Annotated in this window: 14 protein-coding genes; 5 read left to right on the top strand and 9 right to left on the bottom strand. The window is 62.1% G+C overall.

Annotated features, from left to right (window positions below; translation table 11 throughout):
• Positions 1 to 65: 65 nt before the first annotated feature.
• Complete coding sequence (locus tag SJY18_RS01905) at positions 66 to 1,769, top strand: long-chain-fatty-acid--CoA ligase (protein WP_396668215.1); 1,704 nt, start codon at positions 66 to 68, stop codon at positions 1,767 to 1,769.
• Here SJY18_RS01905 and ligA read toward each other — a convergent pair whose 3' ends face one another.
• The 3 genes from ligA to SJY18_RS01890 are packed head-to-tail and all read right to left on the bottom strand — an operon-like array spanning position 1,770 to position 6,474.
• The gene (gene ligA, locus SJY18_RS01900) at positions 1,770 to 4,139 is read right to left on the bottom strand and encodes an NAD-dependent DNA ligase LigA (RefSeq protein ID WP_396668867.1); all 2,370 of its coding nucleotides are present in this window, start codon (positions 4,137 to 4,139) and stop codon (positions 1,770 to 1,772) included.
• A 40-nt stretch (positions 4,140 to 4,179) separates the two neighbouring features.
• Complete coding sequence (gene mnmA, locus SJY18_RS01895) at positions 4,180 to 5,277, bottom strand: tRNA 2-thiouridine(34) synthase MnmA (protein ID WP_337338075.1); 1,098 nt, start codon at positions 5,275 to 5,277, stop codon at positions 4,180 to 4,182.
• 9 nt (positions 5,278 to 5,286) lie between these two features.
• Entirely contained in the window at positions 5,287 to 6,474 is a 1,188-nt protein-coding gene (locus SJY18_RS01890; protein WP_396668214.1) for a cysteine desulfurase family protein, read from the bottom strand.
• Between the two features lie 59 nt (positions 6,475 to 6,533).
• Here SJY18_RS01890 and glgX point away from each other — a divergent pair, with 59 nt between their 5' ends.
• From glgX to glgB, 3 genes are all read left to right on the top strand, one after another.
• Complete coding sequence (gene glgX / locus SJY18_RS01885) at positions 6,534 to 8,672, top strand: glycogen debranching protein GlgX (RefSeq protein WP_337338077.1); 2,139 nt, start codon at positions 6,534 to 6,536, stop codon at positions 8,670 to 8,672.
• 65 nt (positions 8,673 to 8,737) lie between these two features.
• On the top strand, positions 8,738 to 10,822 hold the full coding sequence (locus SJY18_RS01880; RefSeq protein WP_396668213.1) for a maltotransferase domain-containing protein: 2,085 nt from the start codon (positions 8,738 to 8,740) through the stop codon (positions 10,820 to 10,822).
• Positions 10,819 to 12,996: a 1,4-alpha-glucan branching protein GlgB gene (gene glgB, locus SJY18_RS01875; RefSeq protein ID WP_396668212.1), complete on the top strand. Its 2,178-nt coding sequence runs from the start codon at positions 10,819 to 10,821 to the stop codon at positions 12,994 to 12,996. The genes SJY18_RS01880 and glgB overlap by 4 nt, the downstream gene beginning before the upstream one ends.
• A 25-nt stretch (positions 12,997 to 13,021) precedes the next feature.
• Here glgB and SJY18_RS01870 read toward each other — a convergent pair whose 3' ends face one another.
• The gene (locus SJY18_RS01870; RefSeq protein ID WP_396668211.1) at positions 13,022 to 13,975 is read right to left on the bottom strand and encodes a tetratricopeptide repeat protein; all 954 of its coding nucleotides are present in this window, start codon (positions 13,973 to 13,975) and stop codon (positions 13,022 to 13,024) included.
• Positions 13,972 to 15,858, bottom strand: coding sequence for a glycosyl transferase (locus tag SJY18_RS01865; RefSeq protein ID WP_337338080.1), 1,887 nt, complete (start codon positions 15,856 to 15,858; stop codon positions 13,972 to 13,974). Before SJY18_RS01865 ends, SJY18_RS01870 begins: the two co-directional genes overlap by 4 nt.
• Before the next feature lie 169 nt (positions 15,859 to 16,027).
• On the opposite strand from SJY18_RS01865, the gene SJY18_RS01860 reads away from it, so the two are divergent.
• Positions 16,028 to 17,098: an AI-2E family transporter gene (locus tag SJY18_RS01860; RefSeq protein WP_337338081.1), complete on the top strand. Its 1,071-nt coding sequence runs from the start codon at positions 16,028 to 16,030 to the stop codon at positions 17,096 to 17,098.
• Positions 17,099 to 17,117: 19 nt separating this feature from the next.
• Here SJY18_RS01860 and SJY18_RS01855 read toward each other — a convergent pair whose 3' ends face one another.
• From SJY18_RS01855 to SJY18_RS01840, 4 genes are all read right to left on the bottom strand, one after another.
• A complete protein-coding gene (locus tag SJY18_RS01855; RefSeq protein ID WP_337338082.1) occupies positions 17,118 to 17,834 on the bottom strand; it encodes an alpha/beta hydrolase in 717 nt (238 codons plus the stop codon).
• Positions 17,834 to 18,118, bottom strand: a complete 285-nt coding sequence (locus SJY18_RS01850; RefSeq protein ID WP_396668210.1) for a hypothetical protein — start codon at positions 18,116 to 18,118, stop codon at positions 17,834 to 17,836. Before SJY18_RS01850 ends, SJY18_RS01855 begins: the two co-directional genes overlap by 1 nt.
• A 138-nt stretch (positions 18,119 to 18,256) precedes the next feature.
• Positions 18,257 to 18,817: a DivIVA domain-containing protein gene (locus tag SJY18_RS01845; RefSeq protein ID WP_337338084.1), complete on the bottom strand. Its 561-nt coding sequence runs from the start codon at positions 18,815 to 18,817 to the stop codon at positions 18,257 to 18,259.
• Complete coding sequence (locus SJY18_RS01840) at positions 18,814 to 19,854, bottom strand: phosphatidate cytidylyltransferase (protein ID WP_337338085.1); 1,041 nt, start codon at positions 19,852 to 19,854, stop codon at positions 18,814 to 18,816. The genes SJY18_RS01845 and SJY18_RS01840 overlap by 4 nt, the downstream gene beginning before the upstream one ends.
• Positions 19,855 to 19,861: the final 7 nt, after the last annotated feature.

Genomic DNA, 19,861 nt, shown 5'->3' with positions numbered 1-19,861 from the left:
CAAGTGTAGGCGGTCACGCTCGCCCTCTCCCGTGGCGACCGACAGCGACAGTTAGGCTGGTCGACGTGACGACGACGTATGACCCGCCAAGACCATGGATCGCCAGCTACGCGGATGGTGTGCCCGCAGATCTGACCCCGGCTACCGGTTCTCTGGTGGATATCGTGAACGCGTCGGCGCGGGACTATCCAGAAGCGCCTGCACTGCAGTTCTTCGGGCGCGAGACGACCTACAGAGCTATGCATGACCAGATAGAGCGGGCTGCCGAAGGTTTGCGCGCGCGTGGCGTGAGCGCGGGAGATCCTGTCGCGTTGGTGCTGCCGAATTGCCCGCAGCACATTATTGCGTTCTACGCCATTCTTCGCGTGGGTGGCGTGGTGATCGAGCACAACCCGCTCTACACGCCTCGCGAGATGCGCAAGCAGTTCGAAGACCACGGCGCCAAACACGCCATCGTGTGGACCAAGGGCGTGAAGATAATTCAGGAGTTTCCCGAAGATCTCGCCGTTGCGAATCTCATCTCCGTCGACGTGACACACGCCATGCCGCTTGGCATGCGTCTTGCTCTTGCTCTCCCTATCCCCAAGATTCGAGAGTCTCGCGAAGCATTGACGGAGCGTGTGAACGGCACGACATCGTGGGAGAGCATTGTCGGCTCCCCTCCCCTATCGAGTGCGCACCCGATGCCTGAAACCGATGACCTCGCACTCATCCAATACACGAGTGGCACCACGGGAACGCCAAAAGGTGCCGCGCTCACCCATCGCAACCTGCTCTCCAACGCCGCCCAGGCTCAGGCTTGGGTGCCATCGATCACGCGCGGCGATGGATGCGTCGTCTACGCCGTATTGCCGATGTTCCACGCCTACGGATTGACGCTGTGTCTGACGTTTGCCATGTCTATGGGCGCGCGACTTGTGCTGTTCCCCAGGTTCGATCCCGACATGGTGCTCGCGGTGCAAAAGAAGCATCCCGCAACATTTTTGCCTCTCGTTCCCCCTATCGCCGATCGTCTGCTCAAAGCAGCTGAGGCGCAGGGCATTTCTCTCCAGGGCACAGAAGTGGCTATCTCGGGTGCGATGGCTCTTCCCCACGAGCTGGTTGTTCCGTTCGAAGAAGCATCGGGGGGCTTCCTCGTCGAGGGCTACGGGCTCAGCGAGTGCTCACCCGTGCTGATGGCAAACCCCGTCGCTGACAACCGAGTGCCTGGAACCGTCGGGCTGCCCCTGCCCGGCACTGAATGTCGGGTCGTCGACCCAGACGATCCCACCATCGACGTGCGCGCGGGTGAACGCGGTGAACTCATCGTGCGCGGCCCGCAGGTGTTCAGCGGGTACTACGGCAAGCCTGAAGAGACCCAGAAGGTGTTCGTTGATGGTTGGTTTCGCACCGGCGACATCGTTCAGATAGACGATGACGGGTTCGTGCGAATTGTCGATCGCATCAAGGAACTGATCATCACCGGCGGGTTCAACGTCGCCCCGACCGAGGTGGAGATCGCGTTGCGCCAGCACCCTCAGGTAGAGGACGCGGCCGTCGTGGGGCTGCCAAGCAGCCATTCCGGCGAAGAGGTCGCCGCGGCGATCGTCATCGCCCCGGGAACTGATATCGATGTCAGTGCGGTGCGTGAGTACGTGCGCAACATTCTCACGCCATACAAGGTTCCCCGGCAGATATTCATCGTGGATGAGCTGCCGAAGTCGCTCATCGGAAAGGTGTTGCGTCGCCAGGTGCGCGAGGAGCTGCTTCAACGCCTCGCAACGGGCTGATCACTCAGCGTCAAGTCCTGCGGGCCCTTGAGTGACCAGAGTGTGAAATTGCTCGGCATTCAGAATCCGCACCCCGAGCGCTTCCGCTTTCGCCAATTTGGATCCTGCCCCGGGTCCTGCTGCAACGAAGTCTGTCTTCTTCGACACGCTCGAACCCGCTTTTCCGCCCGCCTGGACAATCGCCTCTTGGGCCCCCTCTCGGGTGTACCCGTCGAGCGATCCGGTCGCCACAACGGTCATGCCCTCGAGCACACCGCCGCGCTGAGCAGCCGCTCCCGGCCCCGGATGCCCAGGAGTTGCCAGCTGTGCGCCGGCCCGTGACCACCGTTGGACGATCTCGCGGTGCCAATCGACCTCGAACCAGTCCAGCAGTGAGTCCGCGATGATCGCCCCTACTCCTTCGACCGCAGCAAGTTCTTCACGAGTTGCCTCGCGGATCTCCTCAATCGAGCCGAACCATCCTGCAAGCGCACGCGCAGCGACCGGCCCGACATGGCGAATGTTCAACGCAACCAGATAGCGCCAAAGCTCTTTCGTCTTCGCCTTCTCGAGTTCCGATAGAAGCGTGAGCGCTTGAGCTGAGGGGTGCAACACCAGGTGGTCTTTTCGCACGCCCGCGGCTCTCCGCTCAGCAGGGGTGGCGTTCTCCCAACCCGGTGGATAGGTGCGCTCCGTGCGTTGAAAGGGCGCACGCCGCACGGGCTCACCCGTACGGTCATCTATGCGCGGCTCGCCGGTCTCGGCATCACGCACCAGCACTTCGATGGGCACCAGCTGTTCAAGTGTGAGGTCAAACAACCCGGCTTCGGTTTCTAGCGGCGGAGACGTCGGCAGCGAGGGCTGAGTCAGCGCCGCCGCCGTCACTTCTCCGAGCGCTTCGATGTCTAGCGCTCCCCGAGACCCCACGTGCTCCACTCGCCCGCGCACTTGTGCGGGACACGTGCGAGTATTCGGACACCGCAGGTCGATATCGCCCTCTTTCGACGGAGCAAGCTCGGCGCCGCACTCGGGACAATGCGTGGGCATGACAAACGCTCGCTCAGTGCCATCGCGAAGCTCAACGACCGGCCCCAGAACCTCAGGAATCACGTCGCCCGCTTTGCGCAAGACGACGGTGTCGCCGATCAGAACGCCCTTGACCTTCACGACGTCTTGGTTGTGCAGTGTGGCTTGGCGTACGACGCTTCCGGCTACGCGCGCCGGCGCCATCATCGCAAACGGCGTTGCGCGCCCGGTACGCCCGACGGAGACGACGATGTCGAGCAGCTTCGTGTTCACTTGCTCTGGCGGGTACTTGTAGGCAATCGCCCACCGCGGCGCCCGGCTGGTGGCTCCGAGTTCGTCATGCAGCGCAAGTTCGTCGACCTTGACGACGACGCCGTCGATCTCGTGCTCCACATCGTGACGGTGCACTCCGTAGTGCGTCACGAACTCCAACACCCCATCGACCCCATCAGCGGTCTGAAAGTAAGGACTGGCTGGTAGGCCCCAGCCGCTCAGCAGCGCATACACCTCGCTCTGCGAATCGACCGTCGGCTCGGGCCACGCTCCGATGCCATGCACGAACAGCCGCAGCGAATTCACGCGCGCCACACCCGCCTCGTGCTCGAGGCCGGTCTTCTTGTCGAGCTGTTGGCGCAGTCCACCGCTGGCCGCGTTGCGGGGATTCGCGAACGCAGGAAACCGGCGCTCGGCACTGAGGCGTGCTTTGTCTTCGTCAAACGCTCGACTGCGACTACGAGCACGGCTCTCTTCGAACGCGCGATCTCGCATAGTCGCCTGCAGCGCATTGAGTCGCTCGAACTCCGCGACGGGAATGAACACCTCGCCGCGCACCTCAACGATGTCGGGATGACCGCTGCCGGCGAGCTGCTGTGGAATGCCCGCAACCCGCACAGCGTTGGCGGTGACGTCTTCTCCCACTCGCCCGTCGCCGCGGGTCGCCGCAGAGGTCAAAACGCCGTTCTCGTAGCGCAGGCTGATAGCGAGGCCGTCGATCTTCAATTCGTTGAGCCAGCGCACTGGACGACCCGCAGCCGACTGCGTCTTCACGCACCATTCGCGCAGCTCGTCAGCGGAGAACACGTTGTCGAGACTGAGCATCCGTTCCGAGTGCTCGACCGGATCGAAAAGGGTGCTTGTTGCGGCGCCGACACTGCGCGTAGGAGAATCCTGACCCTGCAATTCGGGGTATAGCTGTTCAAGAGAATGCAGGCGCGTCATCCAGCCGTCGTATGTCGCGTCGTCAACAATCTCAGCGTCATCGCCGTAATACGCATCTCGCGCACCGATCACCAGATCGGTGAGCCTGCGAGACTCGTCACGGGCGTCGTCGAGGTTCAGCGCATTGAGGTCGCTGTCGTCCTGCATCTCACGTGCCACCCAGCCAGTCTAGAGACGGCCACCGACATCACGCCGTTGCTGGCACCGCCGACACGGTGTGCGCAATCGTAAATTGGCCGACCACGCGCGTTCCGTCGTAGATAACCGCGGTTTGACCGGGTGCGACGCCCTCAAAAGGAGTGTCGGGAAGAACAGTGATGACGCCGCTATCGACGCGTGCGCGAGCGGGCACGGGGTCAGCGTGAGCCCTGATCTGAACCTCACAGTCGAAAGCGGTCTCGCTGGGCGCACGACCTGCCCAGGAATGCCGATCTCCTGAAATCTCACCGATCGCCAGCGCTTCCTTCGGGCCGACCACAACCGTGTTCGAGACCGGCCGGACTTCAAGCACGAAACGAGGCTTGCCGTCTGCGGCCGGAGTGCCCAGCGAAAGCCCGCGGCGCTGTCCTACCGTGAACGAGTGGGCGCCTTCGTGGCTGCCGACTACAGAACCGGAGCGGTCGACGATCTCGCCTGTGGCGGTCCCTACCTTCTCTGCAAGCCACCCTCGGGTGTCGCCGTCTGGAATGAAACAGATGTCGTGGCTATCTGGCTTCTGTGCAACGGTGAGCCCGCGCTCTGCGGCCTCGGCGCGAACGATCGCTTTCGAAGGGGTCGATCCCAGCGGAAAGTATGTGTGCGCAAGTTGCTCTGCGTTCAACACACCCAGCACGTACGACTGGTCCTTCGCAGCGTCTGACGCTCGGTGAAGCTCAAGCCCTTCAGGTCCGTCGATGAGGGTGGCGTAGTGACCGGTGCACACCGCGTCAAAACCGAGCTCGATCGCCCGCTCGAGCAAGGCCGCGAACTTGATCTTTTCATTGCACCGCATGCACGGGTTGGGCGTTCTGCCGGCGCGATACTCGTTGATGAAATCATCGATCACGTCGTCACGGAAGCGCTCCGAGAAGTCCCACACATAGAAGGGGATTCCCAGAAGATCGCTGGCACGGCGAGCGTCCATCGCGTCTTCGATCGTGCAACAGCCACGGCTTCCCGTGCGCAGCGTGCCACCAGCGCGCGACAGTGCCAAGTGCACACCGACGACTTCATGGCCAGCATCCACCGCCCGGGCCGCAGCAACCGCGGAATCAACTCCACCACTCATCGCCGCTAGAACACGCATTGGTCCAGTTTACGATCGCTCGGCTGTACGTGGGCCGGATGCTGCGCGGGCCCGTTCGACCGCTGCCGGCAAAACTCGCAACAGCGCGTCTATGTCGTCCTGGGTCGAGGTGCGTCCGAGGGTGAAACGGAGCACCTGGCGCGCCTGCACCGCGTCGCGACCAAGAGCGAGCACCACGTGTGACGGCTCTGGAACGCCCGCCTGACAAGCCGAGCCTGTCGACACCGAGACCTGCGCCTGGTCAAGCAAGAAGAGCAAGGTTTCACCGAACGCCCCGGGATACAAGAAGTGGGCGTTTCCGGGAAGCCTGTTCACCGGGTCGCCAAGCAGAGTCGCATCGGCCACCGACCCCAGCACGCCCTGGATCAGGTTGTCACGAAGCGCTTCCAAGCGCACCGCCTCTGCCTCGCGCTCAGCCACAGCAAGCTCGGCCGCGACAGCAAACGCTACCGCGCTCGCGACATCCTGGGTGCCAGCACGCAGGCCTCGTTGCTGCCCACCGCCGTGGAACAAGGGAGATACCTCGGCCTTGCGCGAAACGACGAGGGCGCCGATTCCTGTGGGTCCACCCACCTTGTGCGCTGACACGCTCAGCGCCACCAGCCCGCTACGGCCCTGTGCCCCGCCCCGCCACTGCCGAAACGAAACCGGCAAGTGACCGAACGCTGCGATCGCATCGAGGTGCAGCGGCACACCGGCCTCAGCCGCAACTTCGCTCAGCGCCACGGCGTCATTGACGGTGCCGACTTCATTGTTGGCTGCCAGCGCGGTCGCGAACGCGGCGCCTGGCAGCTGCCCGGCGAACGTCTCCGGCGCGACACGCCCAAGGGGATCGAGTGGCACCTCGCGCATGCCGGCGCCTTGATAGTCACGCAGCCACTGCGCAGCATCCACCGTCGAGTGGTGTTCGCCTTCGGGCATCACGAATCCGGTCGCGGCGGCACCACGGGTCCACCACAGCCCCTTCAACGCGAGGTTGACCGCCTCGGTGCCACCGGAGGTGAAGACGACCTCGATCGGTTCGCAGTCGATCGAGGCAGCCATGCGCTCGCGCGCCTCTTCGAGCACGCGCCGTGCGTTTTGCCCACTGCCATGAATAGACGAGGCGTTTCCGACGATCGCACTGGCCTCGAGCCATGCGTCACGTGCTTCAGGGCGCAACGGCGATGTCGCAGCATGGTCGAAATAGTGCGACACGCGTGATTCTCCGTCCTGTCGTAACGCGCTTGACTCAGGGCCTTACTACTGTAGAGCGCATGCCCCGCCCGAAGGCCATGTCGTCGTCCGATCCTCAGGACACAGCAGACAGCCCATCCTCAGCGCCCGTACCCGAAGCCCCTGCGCCCGCAGGCCTGCTTGACAGCAGCCTCGACAATCTGGGTGTCACGTACCAGGACGATGGCGGCACGATTCGCGTGTGGTCTGCGAACGCCGAAGACATCGAGCTGGTCATCTTCGACGACACGGATCTTGATTGGATCACCGACACCGTGACTTTGTCGCCAGTCGGCGGTGGAGTGTGGCAGGGAACCACGCCTTTGCTTCGGCCGGGGGCGAAGTACGCCCTCCGCGCCGACGGGCCGCACTCGGCCGGCAACACGTTCAACGACAGCTTTCTGCTCATCGACCCATACGCGCGCGGACTCGCTCCGAGCGGACACGGTGAGTGGCGCTCTGTGGCCGTCGATGGCGGGTTCGATTGGGGCGGCGTGCAAAAGCCCGCGATCCCCATGGACCGCACGGTGCTCTACGAAGGCCACATCAAGGGAATGACCAAGCGTCACCCTGATGTGCCAGCGGCCTTGCACGGCACATATGCGGGCCTGGCGCACCCCGCCATGATCGAACACTTCCGGAGCCTCGGTGTCACCAGCATCGAGCTGCTGCCGGTGCACGCGTTTGTGACAGAGCCACGCCTGCTGCAGCACGGACTCTCGAACTACTGGGGCTACAACACCCTCAACTTCTTCACTCCTCACGACCTGTACGCGACCGTGGAATCCCGCCAGAACGGCCCCGACGCGGTGCTTCGGGAGTTCAAGGGCATGGTGAAGCTTCTTCACGAAGCCGGACTCGAAGTAATTCTCGATGTGGTTTACAACCACACCTCGGAAGAAGGCCTGGGCGGCCCACGCACCAGCCTTCGCGGGCTTGACAACCGCTCGTACTACAGACAGCAAGAAGACGGGGCCTATATCGATGTGACGGGATGCGGAAACTCGGTGAACACCTCGACCGATGCCGCGGCGCGATTGATCCTGGACTCGCTGCGCTACTGGGCGAACGAAGTGCAGATCGACGGATTCCGATTCGACCTTGCCGCGACGCTCGGACGTGACGGCGCCCACACCTTCACTCCAGACCACCCGCTGCTGCGCACGATCATGGACGACCCCCAACTCGCAGGTGTCAAGAAGATCTCTGAGCCGTGGGACGTCGGGATGGGTGGCTGGCAGACCGGAAACTTCGGCGAAGGCTGGAGTGAGTGGAACGACCGATACCGCGATCGGGTGCGAAACTTCTGGCTCAGTGACGTGGACTATGCCCGACGCGCATCGACGTCGCCGGTGGGCATTGGCGGACTCGCCACGCGCCTTGCCGGCTCTTCGAATACTTTCAGTGCAGAGCGGGGTCCGATCGCGAGCATCAACTTCGTCACCGCTCACGACGGATTCACGCTGCGAGACCTGGTGTCGTACGACGTCAAGCACAACCTGGGAAACGGCGAGCAGAACCGCGATGGTGCCGACACCAACCGCTCCTTCAACCACGGTGCTGAGGGGCCCACAACCGACGAACGCATTCTGGCTACTCGTCGAAAAGCCATGCGAAATCTGCTCGGCACGCTCATGCTGTCTGCCGGTGTGCCGATGCTCAGCGCGGGCGATGAGTTCGGGCGCACGCAACGAGGCAACAACAACGCGTACTGCCATGACTCCGCATTGACCTGGCTCGCATGGGACCACGCGCCCTGGCAGAAAGAACTGTTCGCGCACGTGCAGACGCTCATTCGCCTGCGCAACGAGAACCCTGCGATCCGGCCAACCCGTTTCGCGCGGCTTGACGAGTTCACGCCTTCTGCGTCGGTGATGGAGTGGTACGACGAGTCCGGCGAAACGATGTCGGCCGAACGGTGGACGTCGCCGGCACACCGCACATTGCAGTACGTCGCGGCATCAACTCCAGAGAACGAGGACTTCAACCGGGTGCTGCTGATGATTCACGGCATCGAGACGCCTATTGACGTCACTCTGCCTGAGATCGAGGGCGTCACGCGGTATGTATCGCTCTGGTCGAGCGCTGATGAGGTTCCCGACGAGGACCACGCTGTTTTCGCCCCGAACGACGTGGTGCCGTTGGCAGGAACGTCGATGCGCTTCTTCCGCGCGGAATGAGATTTGTCACTGCACACGCCCCGACATGCCGCGCGGGAGAATTGATAGCGCGGTAGGTTCAAGACGTGGCCAGCAAAAAGCCTTCAGCGTCCCCCCGTCCATGGCGGAGCAACTCACATGTTCCTCTGCGCCCGGTTGTGCCGTGGCAGCAGAGCACCGATACACGTGCGAGCCGCATCCCCTTCGCCAAACCCGCACCCACGGTGCCGTGGGGCGACTACTCCCCTAGCGCCTTCGTCGGCGAGGTCGTTCCCTTTCGCGTGACCGCGTTTCGGGAGGGGCACGACATCATCGGCGTGCAACTGCGGCTGACCTCTCCTGCTGGGGAGGACTCGTTGCATCGGTTGCGTGCACTCGACAACGGCTTCGACGAGTGGCAAACAGAGGTCGCTCCGCTGGAAAGTGGCGTATGGAGCTATCGATTCGAATCCTTCACCGACGAGTTCGCTACGTGGAAACATGCCGCAGATCTGAAGATCTCTGCCGGCGTAGATGTCTCTCTGATGCGCACGATCGGTGCGTCGCTGTGCGAGAGCGCGGCTCGTGAAAAGGGCCGCCCCGCGGCCGTGCGTCGTTTGCTCACCAACGCGGCCAGCGTCTTGCTTTCTTCTGAGACGAGCGACGAGCAGGTTCTTGAGACCGTGCGAGACGAGAGCCTGGAGGCGGTGTTTCACGCTCGTCCGCTGATGTCGCTCGTGACCGTCGGCGAAACTTTCGAGCTCTTGGTCGAAAGGACGCTAGCGGGCGCAGGGGCGTGGTACGAGTTCTTCCCTCGTTCAGAGGGCGCACGGCAATTGAAGGATGGCTCGATCAAGAGCGGCACATTCCGCACTGCTATGAAGCGTCTGCCAGCAGTTGCGGCGATGGGATTCGACGTGCTCTATCTGCCGCCGATCCATCCCATCGGCACGATCAACCGCAAAGGTCGCAACAACACTCTCGACCCGGGGCCGACCGACCCCGGGTCTCCGTGGGCTATCGGGTCGGCTGCTGGCGGTCACGACGCTGTTCACCCCGACCTCGGCACCCTCGCTGATTTTCGAGCGTTTGTGCGCGCAGCGCGAAAAGAAGGCATCGAAGTGGCTCTGGATCTCGCGCTCCAAGCGGCACCCGATCACCCGTGGGTGGCAGAACACCCCGAGTGGTTCACGACACTGCCCGATGGCACGATCGCGTTTGCCGAGAACCCGCCGAAAAAGTACCAGGACATCTACCCGATCAACTTCGATAACGACCCGGAAGGCATCCGAGTCGAAGTTCTGCGAATCGTGCGCCATTGGATCGCTCAGGGTGTGTCCATCTTTCGCGTCGACAACCCCCACACCAAGCCACTCCAGTTTTGGGAGTGGCTGATCAAGACAGTGAACGCCGAGCATCCTGAAGTGATCTTCCTTGCCGAGGCGTTCACCCGGCCCGCCATCATGCAGTCGCTCGCGGCAGCGGGTTTCCAGCAGAGCTACACCTACTTCACGTGGCGCAATACGAAAGCGCAGCTCGAAGAATTTCTCGGGAGTTTCACCCGGGAAACGGCGGATTTCCTTCGGCCGAATCTCTTTGTGAACACGCCAGACATTCTCACGGAGTATCTGCAGTTCGGCGGTCGTCCTGCGTATCGAATTCGCGCAGCCATCGCCGCAACAGCTGGACCAACGTACGGCGTCTACGCGGGATACGAGCTCTATGAGAATGTTGCTCGACCCGGGGCCGAAGAGAACATCGACAACGAGAAGTACGAGTACAAGACGCGTGACTGGGAGGGGGCAGAAGAGCGTGGCGACTCGCTGGCGCCCTTCTTGCGTCAGCTCAACGAGATTCGCGCCTCGCACCCAGCCCTCGGCCAGCTGCGAAACGTAACGGTGCACTGGAGCGACGACGACGCCATCCTCGTCTACGTCAAGCATCTCGACGCCGCGTTCACACCGACCGGCGAGAGCGACACACTGATCATCGTGGTCAACACCGATCCCCACTCGGTTCGCGAAACGATGGTGCACCTCGACACCCAGGTTTGGGGGGTGACTCCCGGCGACCCGTACCAGGTGCGTGACCTGATCACGGGTGCTGAGTGGACGTGGTCAGACCATAATTTCGTTCGACTCGACGCTTTTCACGAACCGGTACATATCCTTCACGTCAGGGGTCTCGCATGATGCCATCACAACAACTCCTCGACACGGTCGCCACCGGCTCGCACCACGAGCCACACGCTGTGCTGGGGCTGCACCAGGGAGTGACCGATACGGGCGAAAGCGAGTGGGTTGTGCGCGTTCGCCGGCCACTCGCGAAGGGCGTTACTGCGGTGTTCCGCGATGGAAGCCGCACACCGCTGGAACACGTACGTGCGGGCATTTGGGAAGGCACCCACGCGGGCAAACCTGGGGCGTACGCCGTTGTTGCCACCTACGACGATGGTTCCACCCACACGGCAGAGGACCCCTACCGCTTCTCCCCCACGATCGGCGAGCTCGACCTGCATTTGATTGCCGAGGGCCGGCACGAGCAGCTGTGGGACGCGCTAGGAGCCCACGTGCGTGTGATCGATGAAACGCCCGGCGTATCTTTCACCGTATGGGCGCCCAACGCCCGTGCGGTACGCGTGGTCGGCGACTTCAACGGCTGGGACGGCCAAGGCCACGCGATGCGCTCTATGGGTGGCAGCGGCGTCTGGGAACTGTTCGTGCCCGACCTCGGCAGCGGCGCCAACTACAAATTCGAGATCTTGACCAGGTCGAGCCAATGGATCATGAAGGCTGACCCGATGGCACGGTTCGCAGAGATCCCTCCGGGCACGGCCTCGGTCGTCGAAGAGTCTTCCTACGAATGGAACGATGCTGCCTGGATGAAGACACGCGCGAAGACGACACCGACGACGTCGCCGATGTCGGTGTACGAAATCCATTTCGGATCGTGGCGTCAAGGGTTGTCATACCGCGATGCAGCAGATCAGCTCGTCGATTATGTATCGGCGCAGGGGTTCACTCATATCGAGTTCATGCCACTCGCTGAGCACCCGTTCGGTGGTTCTTGGGGTTACCAGGTCTCCGGCTATTACGCCGCCACCAGCCGATACGGAAGCACCGACGACCTTCGCTACCTGATCGACCGACTCCACCAGGCAGATATCGGCGTGATCATGGATTGGGTTCCCGGGCACTTTCCCAAAGACTCCTTCGCGCTAGGCAAGTTCGATGGTGAAGCGCTCTACGAGCACCCAGACCCTCGCCGCGGCGAGCATCGCGACTGGGGTACCTACATTTTCGACTACGGACGCAATGAGGTACGCAACTTCTTGGTTGCAAACGCATTGTTCTGGTTTGAAGAGTTTCATATCGATGGGCTGCGCGTTGACGCGGTCGCCTCGATGCTGTACTTGGATTACTCTCGCGAAGCAGGTGAATGGGAGCCTAATGTTCACGGCGGTCGCGAAAACCTCGAAGCGATTCATTTCTTGCAAGAGGTGAATGCGACCGCGTACAAGCGGTACCCCGGCATCTCGATGATCGCAGAAGAGTCCACAAGCTTTCCCGGCGTCACCGCACCCACCAACCACGCCGGACTCGGGTTCGGCTTCAAGTGGAACATGGGGTGGATGAACGATTCGCTCGAGTACATCAAGCGTGATCCGATGTACCGCGCTCACCACGAGGGCGAACTCTCCTTCTCATTCGTGTACGCGTTCAGCGAGAACTACATGTTGCCGATCAGTCACGACGAGGTCGTGCACGGAAAAGGCAGCCTTATCGGGCGAATGCCGGGTGATCATTGGCAGCAGTTGGCGAACGTGCGCGCCTACTTGGCGTACATGTGGGGCCACCCAGGCAAGCAATTGCTCTTCATGGGGCAGGAGTTCGGCCAGATCGCAGAGTGGTCTGAAAGTCGCTCGCTCGATTGGTGGATGCTTGATCAGCCCCCTCATGCCCAGCTGGCTGGCTTCGTCGCGACGCTCAACAGTGTCTACCGCGAGCAGGCGGCGCTGTGGTCTAGAGATAGCGATTCATCAGCGTTCACTCGTTTGGGTGCACCGCACTGGAACGCCAACGTCTCGGCGTTCGCGCGGCGCGACTGGCACGGCAACACGATCGTGGTCGTGTGCAACTTCGCTGGTACCCCCCAGAACGACTTCACTCTCGTGCTGCCCGAAACTGGTGTCTGGGACGAAATCCTCAACTCGGATGCTGCCGCGTACGGCGGTTCGGGGGTCGGCAATCTCGGCGTGGTCAACACCGACGATGACGGGACAGCTCACTTCACCTTGCCCCCGCTGGGCGTGCTGTGGCTGCGCCACAGCACGCAGAAGCATATTCCCTCGCCCACGCGCGGCTAGGCCCGTCAGCCGTCCGCAGAGGCTGCTAGAACAGCAGTGAGGCTAGTTTCCCGCGCGCGCGCAGGACGCGCGGGTCGTCGTCGCCGATGACACCGAACAGCTCAAGCAGGCGTTCGCGCACCACTGCCCGTTCGTCGTTGGGAAGCTGAGCAAAGAGTTCCAGCAATCGCCCAAAGGAATCCTCGACGTGGCCACCCGCCAGATCCAGGTCGGCAACAGCGAACTGAGCGGATGGGTCGAGCGGGTTGGCAGCAGCGATGGCACGCGCTTCTTGAAGATCGAGGCCCTGCACCCGATTGAGCAAACTCACCTGGGCAAGTCCCGCGCGAGCATCAGCATCGCGCGGATTCTCTGCGAGGGCTTTGGTGTAGGCCGCGATCGCGCGCGGGTAGTCGCCGGCTTCGATTGCGTCGTACGCTTCGGCGTGCAGCGGCGGCAAGGGCGGCGCCGGCGGCTCTTCTGCGGCATCGTCTGTCGAGGGCGCGTCGCTGACCGGAACGGATCCCGTCACCCCGTGCTGCTGCGCAAGCTGCAATAGCTGTGCGAACACGTCGCGGAGTTGTTGCTCGGAAACTGCGCCGTTGAAAAGCGGAACCGGCTGCCCGGCAACCAGGCCGACCACCATGGGGATTGACTGCGCGCGAAACGCTTGAGCCAGCTGCGGGTTGGCGTCGACGTCCACTTTGGCGAGCACCAGTTTGCCAGCGAGCTCGTTGACAACCTTCTCAAGCATCGGACTCAGTTGCTTGCTGGGCTCAGACCATTCCGCCCACAGATCAATGACAACCGGAACCGTGCGTGAAAGCTCGACCACTTCTTGGAAGCCGTCGTCCGTCGCGGTGAATACCAGCGACGGCGATGCAACGCTGCCGTCAGACGCCGTCGCGGCCGAATCAGCTGCTGGCGTCGCTGGTCGATTGCGAAGACTGGAAAGATCGACGGCACCGCGGAGGTTAGCGCCGGTCATGGGGTTGCTCAATTGATCACCTTTGCACCGAGTATGTCTGATCCGTATCCGAGCAAGCGGATCTTCTCTGTCGATCCCTGTCCCGGAACGTAGAAGAATACCTGATCCGAGTAGTCGGTAGAAAAGCCGGTTGCAGACTGATCTTCGCCCGTGAGTTCTTCCACCATCGGATTCCCAGACAGCTTGATGAATGCGTCTTCATTCGTCGGCTTCACCGAATCGTGCTCGGTGATCGTCACTGCGACAATGGCGCCACTTTCAAGCGTAGCGAGGGCGATCGGCTCGTCGGTGCCTGGCGTCGTGCTGAAAGTAAGCTCACCGGTAGTGGAACCAGTCTCGTTGAACGCTGCGAGGCGCTCTTCACGATCTGCTGCGATACTCACCCGGAGCGCGTCAGTCTCTGCGTCAAACAGACCGTAGTACTCGCTGTCTTCGTCATTGTTGATGACGTCGGAATACGCCGTGGCGAGATCTTCTGGCGCGATCAACAAGAACGGAGAGTCTGGTTGCACCTGTGCGGCACCGATATAGTCCGGGGCGAGATCGGGCATCAAAGTGGATGCTTCCAGTCGCGCGACATGCGAGATCTTGTATTCAGCCCACGGGTCAGCCTGGCTCATAACGACGATGGTGGCGAGCTTGCTGGCTTCGTCGTCGACAACAGCCATCACAGACCGAGGCCAGCCATCGTATGCCTGTGGAAGGAGGATCTCGAGGGGTTGGTTGAGGATGGGATCCGGCGTCGCCGTGTCTTCTAAGGCGTCTCGCAACACATAATTCGTCTCGCGTACCGCCAGCGCGGGGCCAGAGAGCCGCGTGGCGGCGAGATCAGCATCCATCGACTCATCTGCCTCAGCAACCGTGGTGGAGATCTCCGCCAAGATTCGCTCGGCCTGTGCTTTGGTCACCGCAGGCGGCTTCTGCCCTTCCGGAGCGACAACGGTCGCGGTGGGTGACGGCGTGCTCGCGGGGGTCAGCTGCGGCCAGGCATCAGCGGCGCAACCAGAGAACAGCAGGGCGGCAACGGCGACACCGGGGACAACGGCAAATGCGCGTCGTGATCCGGAGATCGAACGACGGGTGGGGGTGGAACTGATCACGCCCTTCTCCTCTGCTTCGATAGTGGCGACGTCGATGGGTTCGGTGACGGGTATCGGCAGCCCCTTTCGCCGTGGCCCGCGAGAGCGGCGAACATGGTTGATCCCAAGAATGTAGAGGAACACGCCGACGGTCATGAGAATCGCACCCAGCGCAATCAGCGGTCCTGCCAACGGGGTGCCGTTGCCGATCGGCCACGAGACTGAAATCGCCGACGGAGCTGGCAGCGTTCCATCGGCGGCGACGAGCACACTCATTTCTTCGGGCAACTGCAGTGAAGCAATCAGCAGGTCGCTCTGCTGAAACTCGTCCAACCACAGGTCAGATCCCGCCGGGCTTCTGCCGGCGATCACAACGCCCGTGTCAGGCTCTTGTTCAGGCACATCGGTCGCAACGGCATCTTCGGTGGCTTCCGGGGTCGCTGGCGCGTCGGTCGCTGGGGCGGATGCTTCGTCATCCTCAACAGCGGGCGGCACCGGTTCGACAAGAGAGACGTCGATCTCACCGGCGGCGTCGAGCGTGACGGAGTTGTAGGTGGTGTCGGCGAGCCAGGCTTGCATGTCTGCGGTGCGACCGTAGGCGGCGAAAATCTCGCCCTCCGCGTTGGCACGCAAAGTCTGCGACCCCGGAAGAGCGTTGAACACGGCACCGTCAATCAATACGAACGGAGCGTCTTCGGTGACACTGATCTCCGCTGTTTCGGTCGTCGGCCCTTGGAACACCGTTCGCTGGGCGATACCCGCGACAATCAGCACGGTTGCCAGCACGAATGCCACCACGGCCCAAACGAAACGCACGAAGAACACCTTTCCGGGGTAGTTGCAGAAGGCAACACACCTCCGACTCGACATTTCAGACTAGCGAACTACACCTGAGAGGCGACCCGGAGGTGTCATACACAAGCCTGAGCGTGTGCAGTGCGTATCCTGACCAAGAAGAACAATTGCAGACCTTGAAAGGAGTCCGGTGAAGCTGCACAATCCGTTCCGGACCGCGTTCGTCGCCACTTTGGGCGTTGGCCTCGGGCTCCTGCTCATCGGCAGCGTACAGACGCTGTCGACGATTCTGCTCTACGTTGGCACGGCGCTATTCCTCTCTCTAGGACTTGATCCCATCGTCGCCTGGCTCGAGCGAAGAAAACTGCCACGGTGGGCGGCAGTACTCATCACGATTCTTGGCGTGCTGGCAGCCTTCGCGGGCATCATTCTGATGATCGTGCCGGTGATCGTCGGGCAGATCAGCCAGCTCGTCACCCAGATACAACGACTAGTCGAGAACGGCACGTGGGACCCGATCCCGCAGCTCAAGGACTGGCTGCACACCACCTTTCCCACGCTGCTCGTCGACGATGTCTTCGAGTATCTCGAAGAGTGGCTTGCTGAACTCGATCTCGGTGAGATTGGAGGATCGATCGGTGGCGGCCTCCTCGCGGTGGGTGCAGCTGTCATCGCAGGGCTCGGCGGCGCATTCATCGTGCTGATTCTCACCATCTATTTCACGGCGTCCACCCCGCACCTCAAGAGCGCGGTATACCAAGCCGTCCCGGCCTCGAAGCGCCCGCGGTTTATAGATCTCAGCGAGCAAATCACTGCATCCGTGGGCTTCTACGTCATCGGTCAGCTTTCGCTAGGCGTGATCAACGGCGTTCTCAGCGTGATCTTCTTGAACATCATCGGCGCGCCCTTTCCTGCTGTGCTCGCCGTCATCGCCTTCTTCTTCTCACTAATTCCGCTCGTCGGCACGCTCACCGGCTCGACCATCATCGTGTTGACCTGTCTGATCCCGGGCCTGGGAAGCCCCACGGTCGCGCTCATTGCCGCGATCTACTACCTGATCTACATGCAGGTCGAGGCATACGTGCTCGCCCCCAGGATCATGGGGCGCGCAGTGTCGGTTCCGGGAGCAGTCGTTGTCATCGCGGCACTTGCTGGCGGTTCGCTGCTCGGCTTGCTCGGCGCGCTGGTGGCAATTCCCGTTGCGGCAAGCGTGCTGATCATCTACCGTCAGGTGCTGATCCCCCGCCAGAACGAACGCTAGCCAACCGTTTCGACGCCGTCTACTCGTCGTCGGGCCACTCGGTAGCGAGCGGCAACGCGTCGGGATTGACAGCGCCCACGATTTCGGTCAGCACGCGACGCGTTTGCGTTTCGCCGACCCACAGGTGCTTTCCCCCCTCGACGGCGATGAGGGTCGCCTCGGGCACGGGCGAAAAGCGCTGCACCGCCTCGGCAGGTCGCAGATAGTCGTCAAACTCGGGGATGAGCACGACCAGTGTTCGCGGGTCGCCTTTCCACGCCGCGACGTCTTCTTCCGTGGCGCGGTGCAACGGGGGTGATAGCAGAATCGCACCATTCACATCGTGATCGCGTCCGTACTTCAAAGCGATCTCGGTGCCGAAGGACCAGCCGACCAGCCAAGGATTGGGTAGCTCTCGTTCCCGCACGAAGTCCATTGCCGCGGCGAGATCGAATGCTTCTGCGCCGCCGCCATCGAATGCACCCTCACTGGTGCCGCGCGGTGATGTGGTGCCACGCGTGTTGAACCTCAATACCGCCAGATCGGCCAGTGCCGGCAATCGAGCGGCGGCCTTGCGCAGAATATGTGAATCCATGAACCCACCCGCCGTCGGCAGAGGATGAAGCGTTACCAGCGTGGCCACGGGTGCCCGGTCAACCGGCACGGCCAGTTCGCCGACCAGCGTCAATCCATCCAGCGTTTCGAACTCGATGTTCTCTCGCAGAGCGGGTAGGGCGAATGGCCCACGGATTTCCATCAGTTGATCCTCCAACAGGCTCTGTGCCAGTGTCTACGCGCTTCGAGGTCTGCCCTGTCGCCGAGCACGCCATCAGCACGCCACGCGACGATATGAGCTTCTGCCACCTGAATGCCGCGACCGCAACCCGGGCACGCATAGACTTTCTGCGCATTCTGAGCTGACACCGGCTGCACGGTCCACTCGCCTCCCCGCTTGCTCTCAGTGCGCTTGAATCCCGACAACATTCTCTGGAACGAGTCGTCGTCCCCTGGGTCCGGTCGACGTCGATTAGACCTCGGCATTCGATCAGAACCGGTCCGTCAACGCCGGCGTGCCCTGCAGGGAATGCGGGCTACCGAAATTGATCAGTGGAAGTAGCGAAGTCACAGTGACACAATTCTACCGACCCGCTCAGGAGCGAACGGTAGGGGCCAGCGCACTTATTCGACCGCGAGCATCACTTCGACAACCGCATCAAGCACGGCATCTACTTGAGCCTCACGATAGCCACCGCGTTGCATGCGAAAAGCTACGCCGCGCACCTGCTCAACCGTCACAGACTCGCCTGTCTGCAAGTACGTCGATAGCTTGTCTGCAACCAGGTCCACTTCTTCGACGCGATAGCCGTAGCGCAGCGCGCTGACGCGCGCGAAACGCGATCGCCGAGGGCGGGATAGCCGGTCTAAAACCACCTGGGCGGTTTCTCGGGTTTGGCCGACCCACTCCGAAACCCCACCGCGCGCGACTGCCGCTTCGCGTTCTCGCGCCGCGAAAGCGTCTTCGATGCGACCAAGCGCAGCATCCACTGCAGCGATCGAGTATCCACCTCTAACGAGCGGGAACGCCACCTGTCTGACCTCCGAAGACCCTATGGGCTCCTCCCCCTCTTCGAAGGCCACCCGCGCGCGAGAGATGAACGCGTCTACCTCTGCCGGGGCGTACCCCTTGGTGCGTCCGCGGGTAAGGGGAAAAGCAGACTCTTTGGTCTCTACAGTGGTCACAGCACCGCCAAAGGGGAGAAGAGGTAGTAAAGCCCGAGTGCTGCTGCCGTCGAGGGCAGAACCGAGTCGAGTCGGTCGAGGATTCCGCCGTGCCCTGGAAGCCATGAGCTCATGTCCTTGATCCCCAGATCGCGCTTGATCATTGACTCGCCAAGGTCGCCGAACGTCGCAGTAGCCAATATCACCAAACCGAAGATGAACCCGAACCACCATGGCAGACCGAGCATGAAGATCGAGATGAGCATCGCAATTCCCACGGCTGCGACCACAGCGCCAGCGAAGCCTTCCCAAGTCTTTTTGGGGCTGATCAAGGGCGCCATCGGGTGTTTTCCGAAGGTAAGACCCGCAGCATATGCGCCGGTGTCAGCGGCTACAACCACGCAGACGAAACCGAGAACCCACCATTCTCCGTGCTCTTGACGTACCAAGACCACACAGATGCTCGCCAGGAAGGGGGCGTACAACTGCACGAAACCAGACACCAACGCATCCGACAGCACGTCAGCGTAGGCGCGTCCGTCTCCCGCCGTCATCTGGGCGAAAAGTCGCCAAACGATGACCGTGGCGACCGCTATGAAAACCGCGATCCAGAGCATCCAAGAGTCGAAAAAGTAGCCTGTCAATATGAGCACGCTGCCCGCGACGAGCTGTGGGGCGACGTCGACCCGACGTCCGGAGCCATTCATGGCTCGCGACAGCTCGACGGTTCCGAGGATGCTCGCAGCAAGAGCGAAGATGACGAACAGGCTCTTGAAGAACAGCAGAGACCCGAGCAGCACGCCGCCGATCGCGAGAGCAATGACGATCGCGAGAATGAGGTTGCGACCAGTGCGTTCTTTGATGCGTTCGTTCGCTACTTCGAACTCAGCGCGGGCGTGAGCAACTTGGTTCTCAATCTCGCTGCGCGCGGCCCGAATCTGCGACTGCAGGTGCGCCGAAGAATCAGCGGCTACGCCCTCGCCAGGCGCAGTCGCCCGCCGCGGGTCCGTTCGCTGATTCGCTACCTCGTGAGGGGTGCTCTCGGGTTCCTGTTCCATCTGCCAA

This window comes from Microbacterium sp. R86528 (assembly GCF_044596335.1).
GTDB lineage: Bacteria > Actinomycetota > Actinomycetes > Actinomycetales > Microbacteriaceae > Microbacterium > Microbacterium marmarense.
This window is presented reverse-complemented; position numbering and strand designations above follow the sequence as displayed.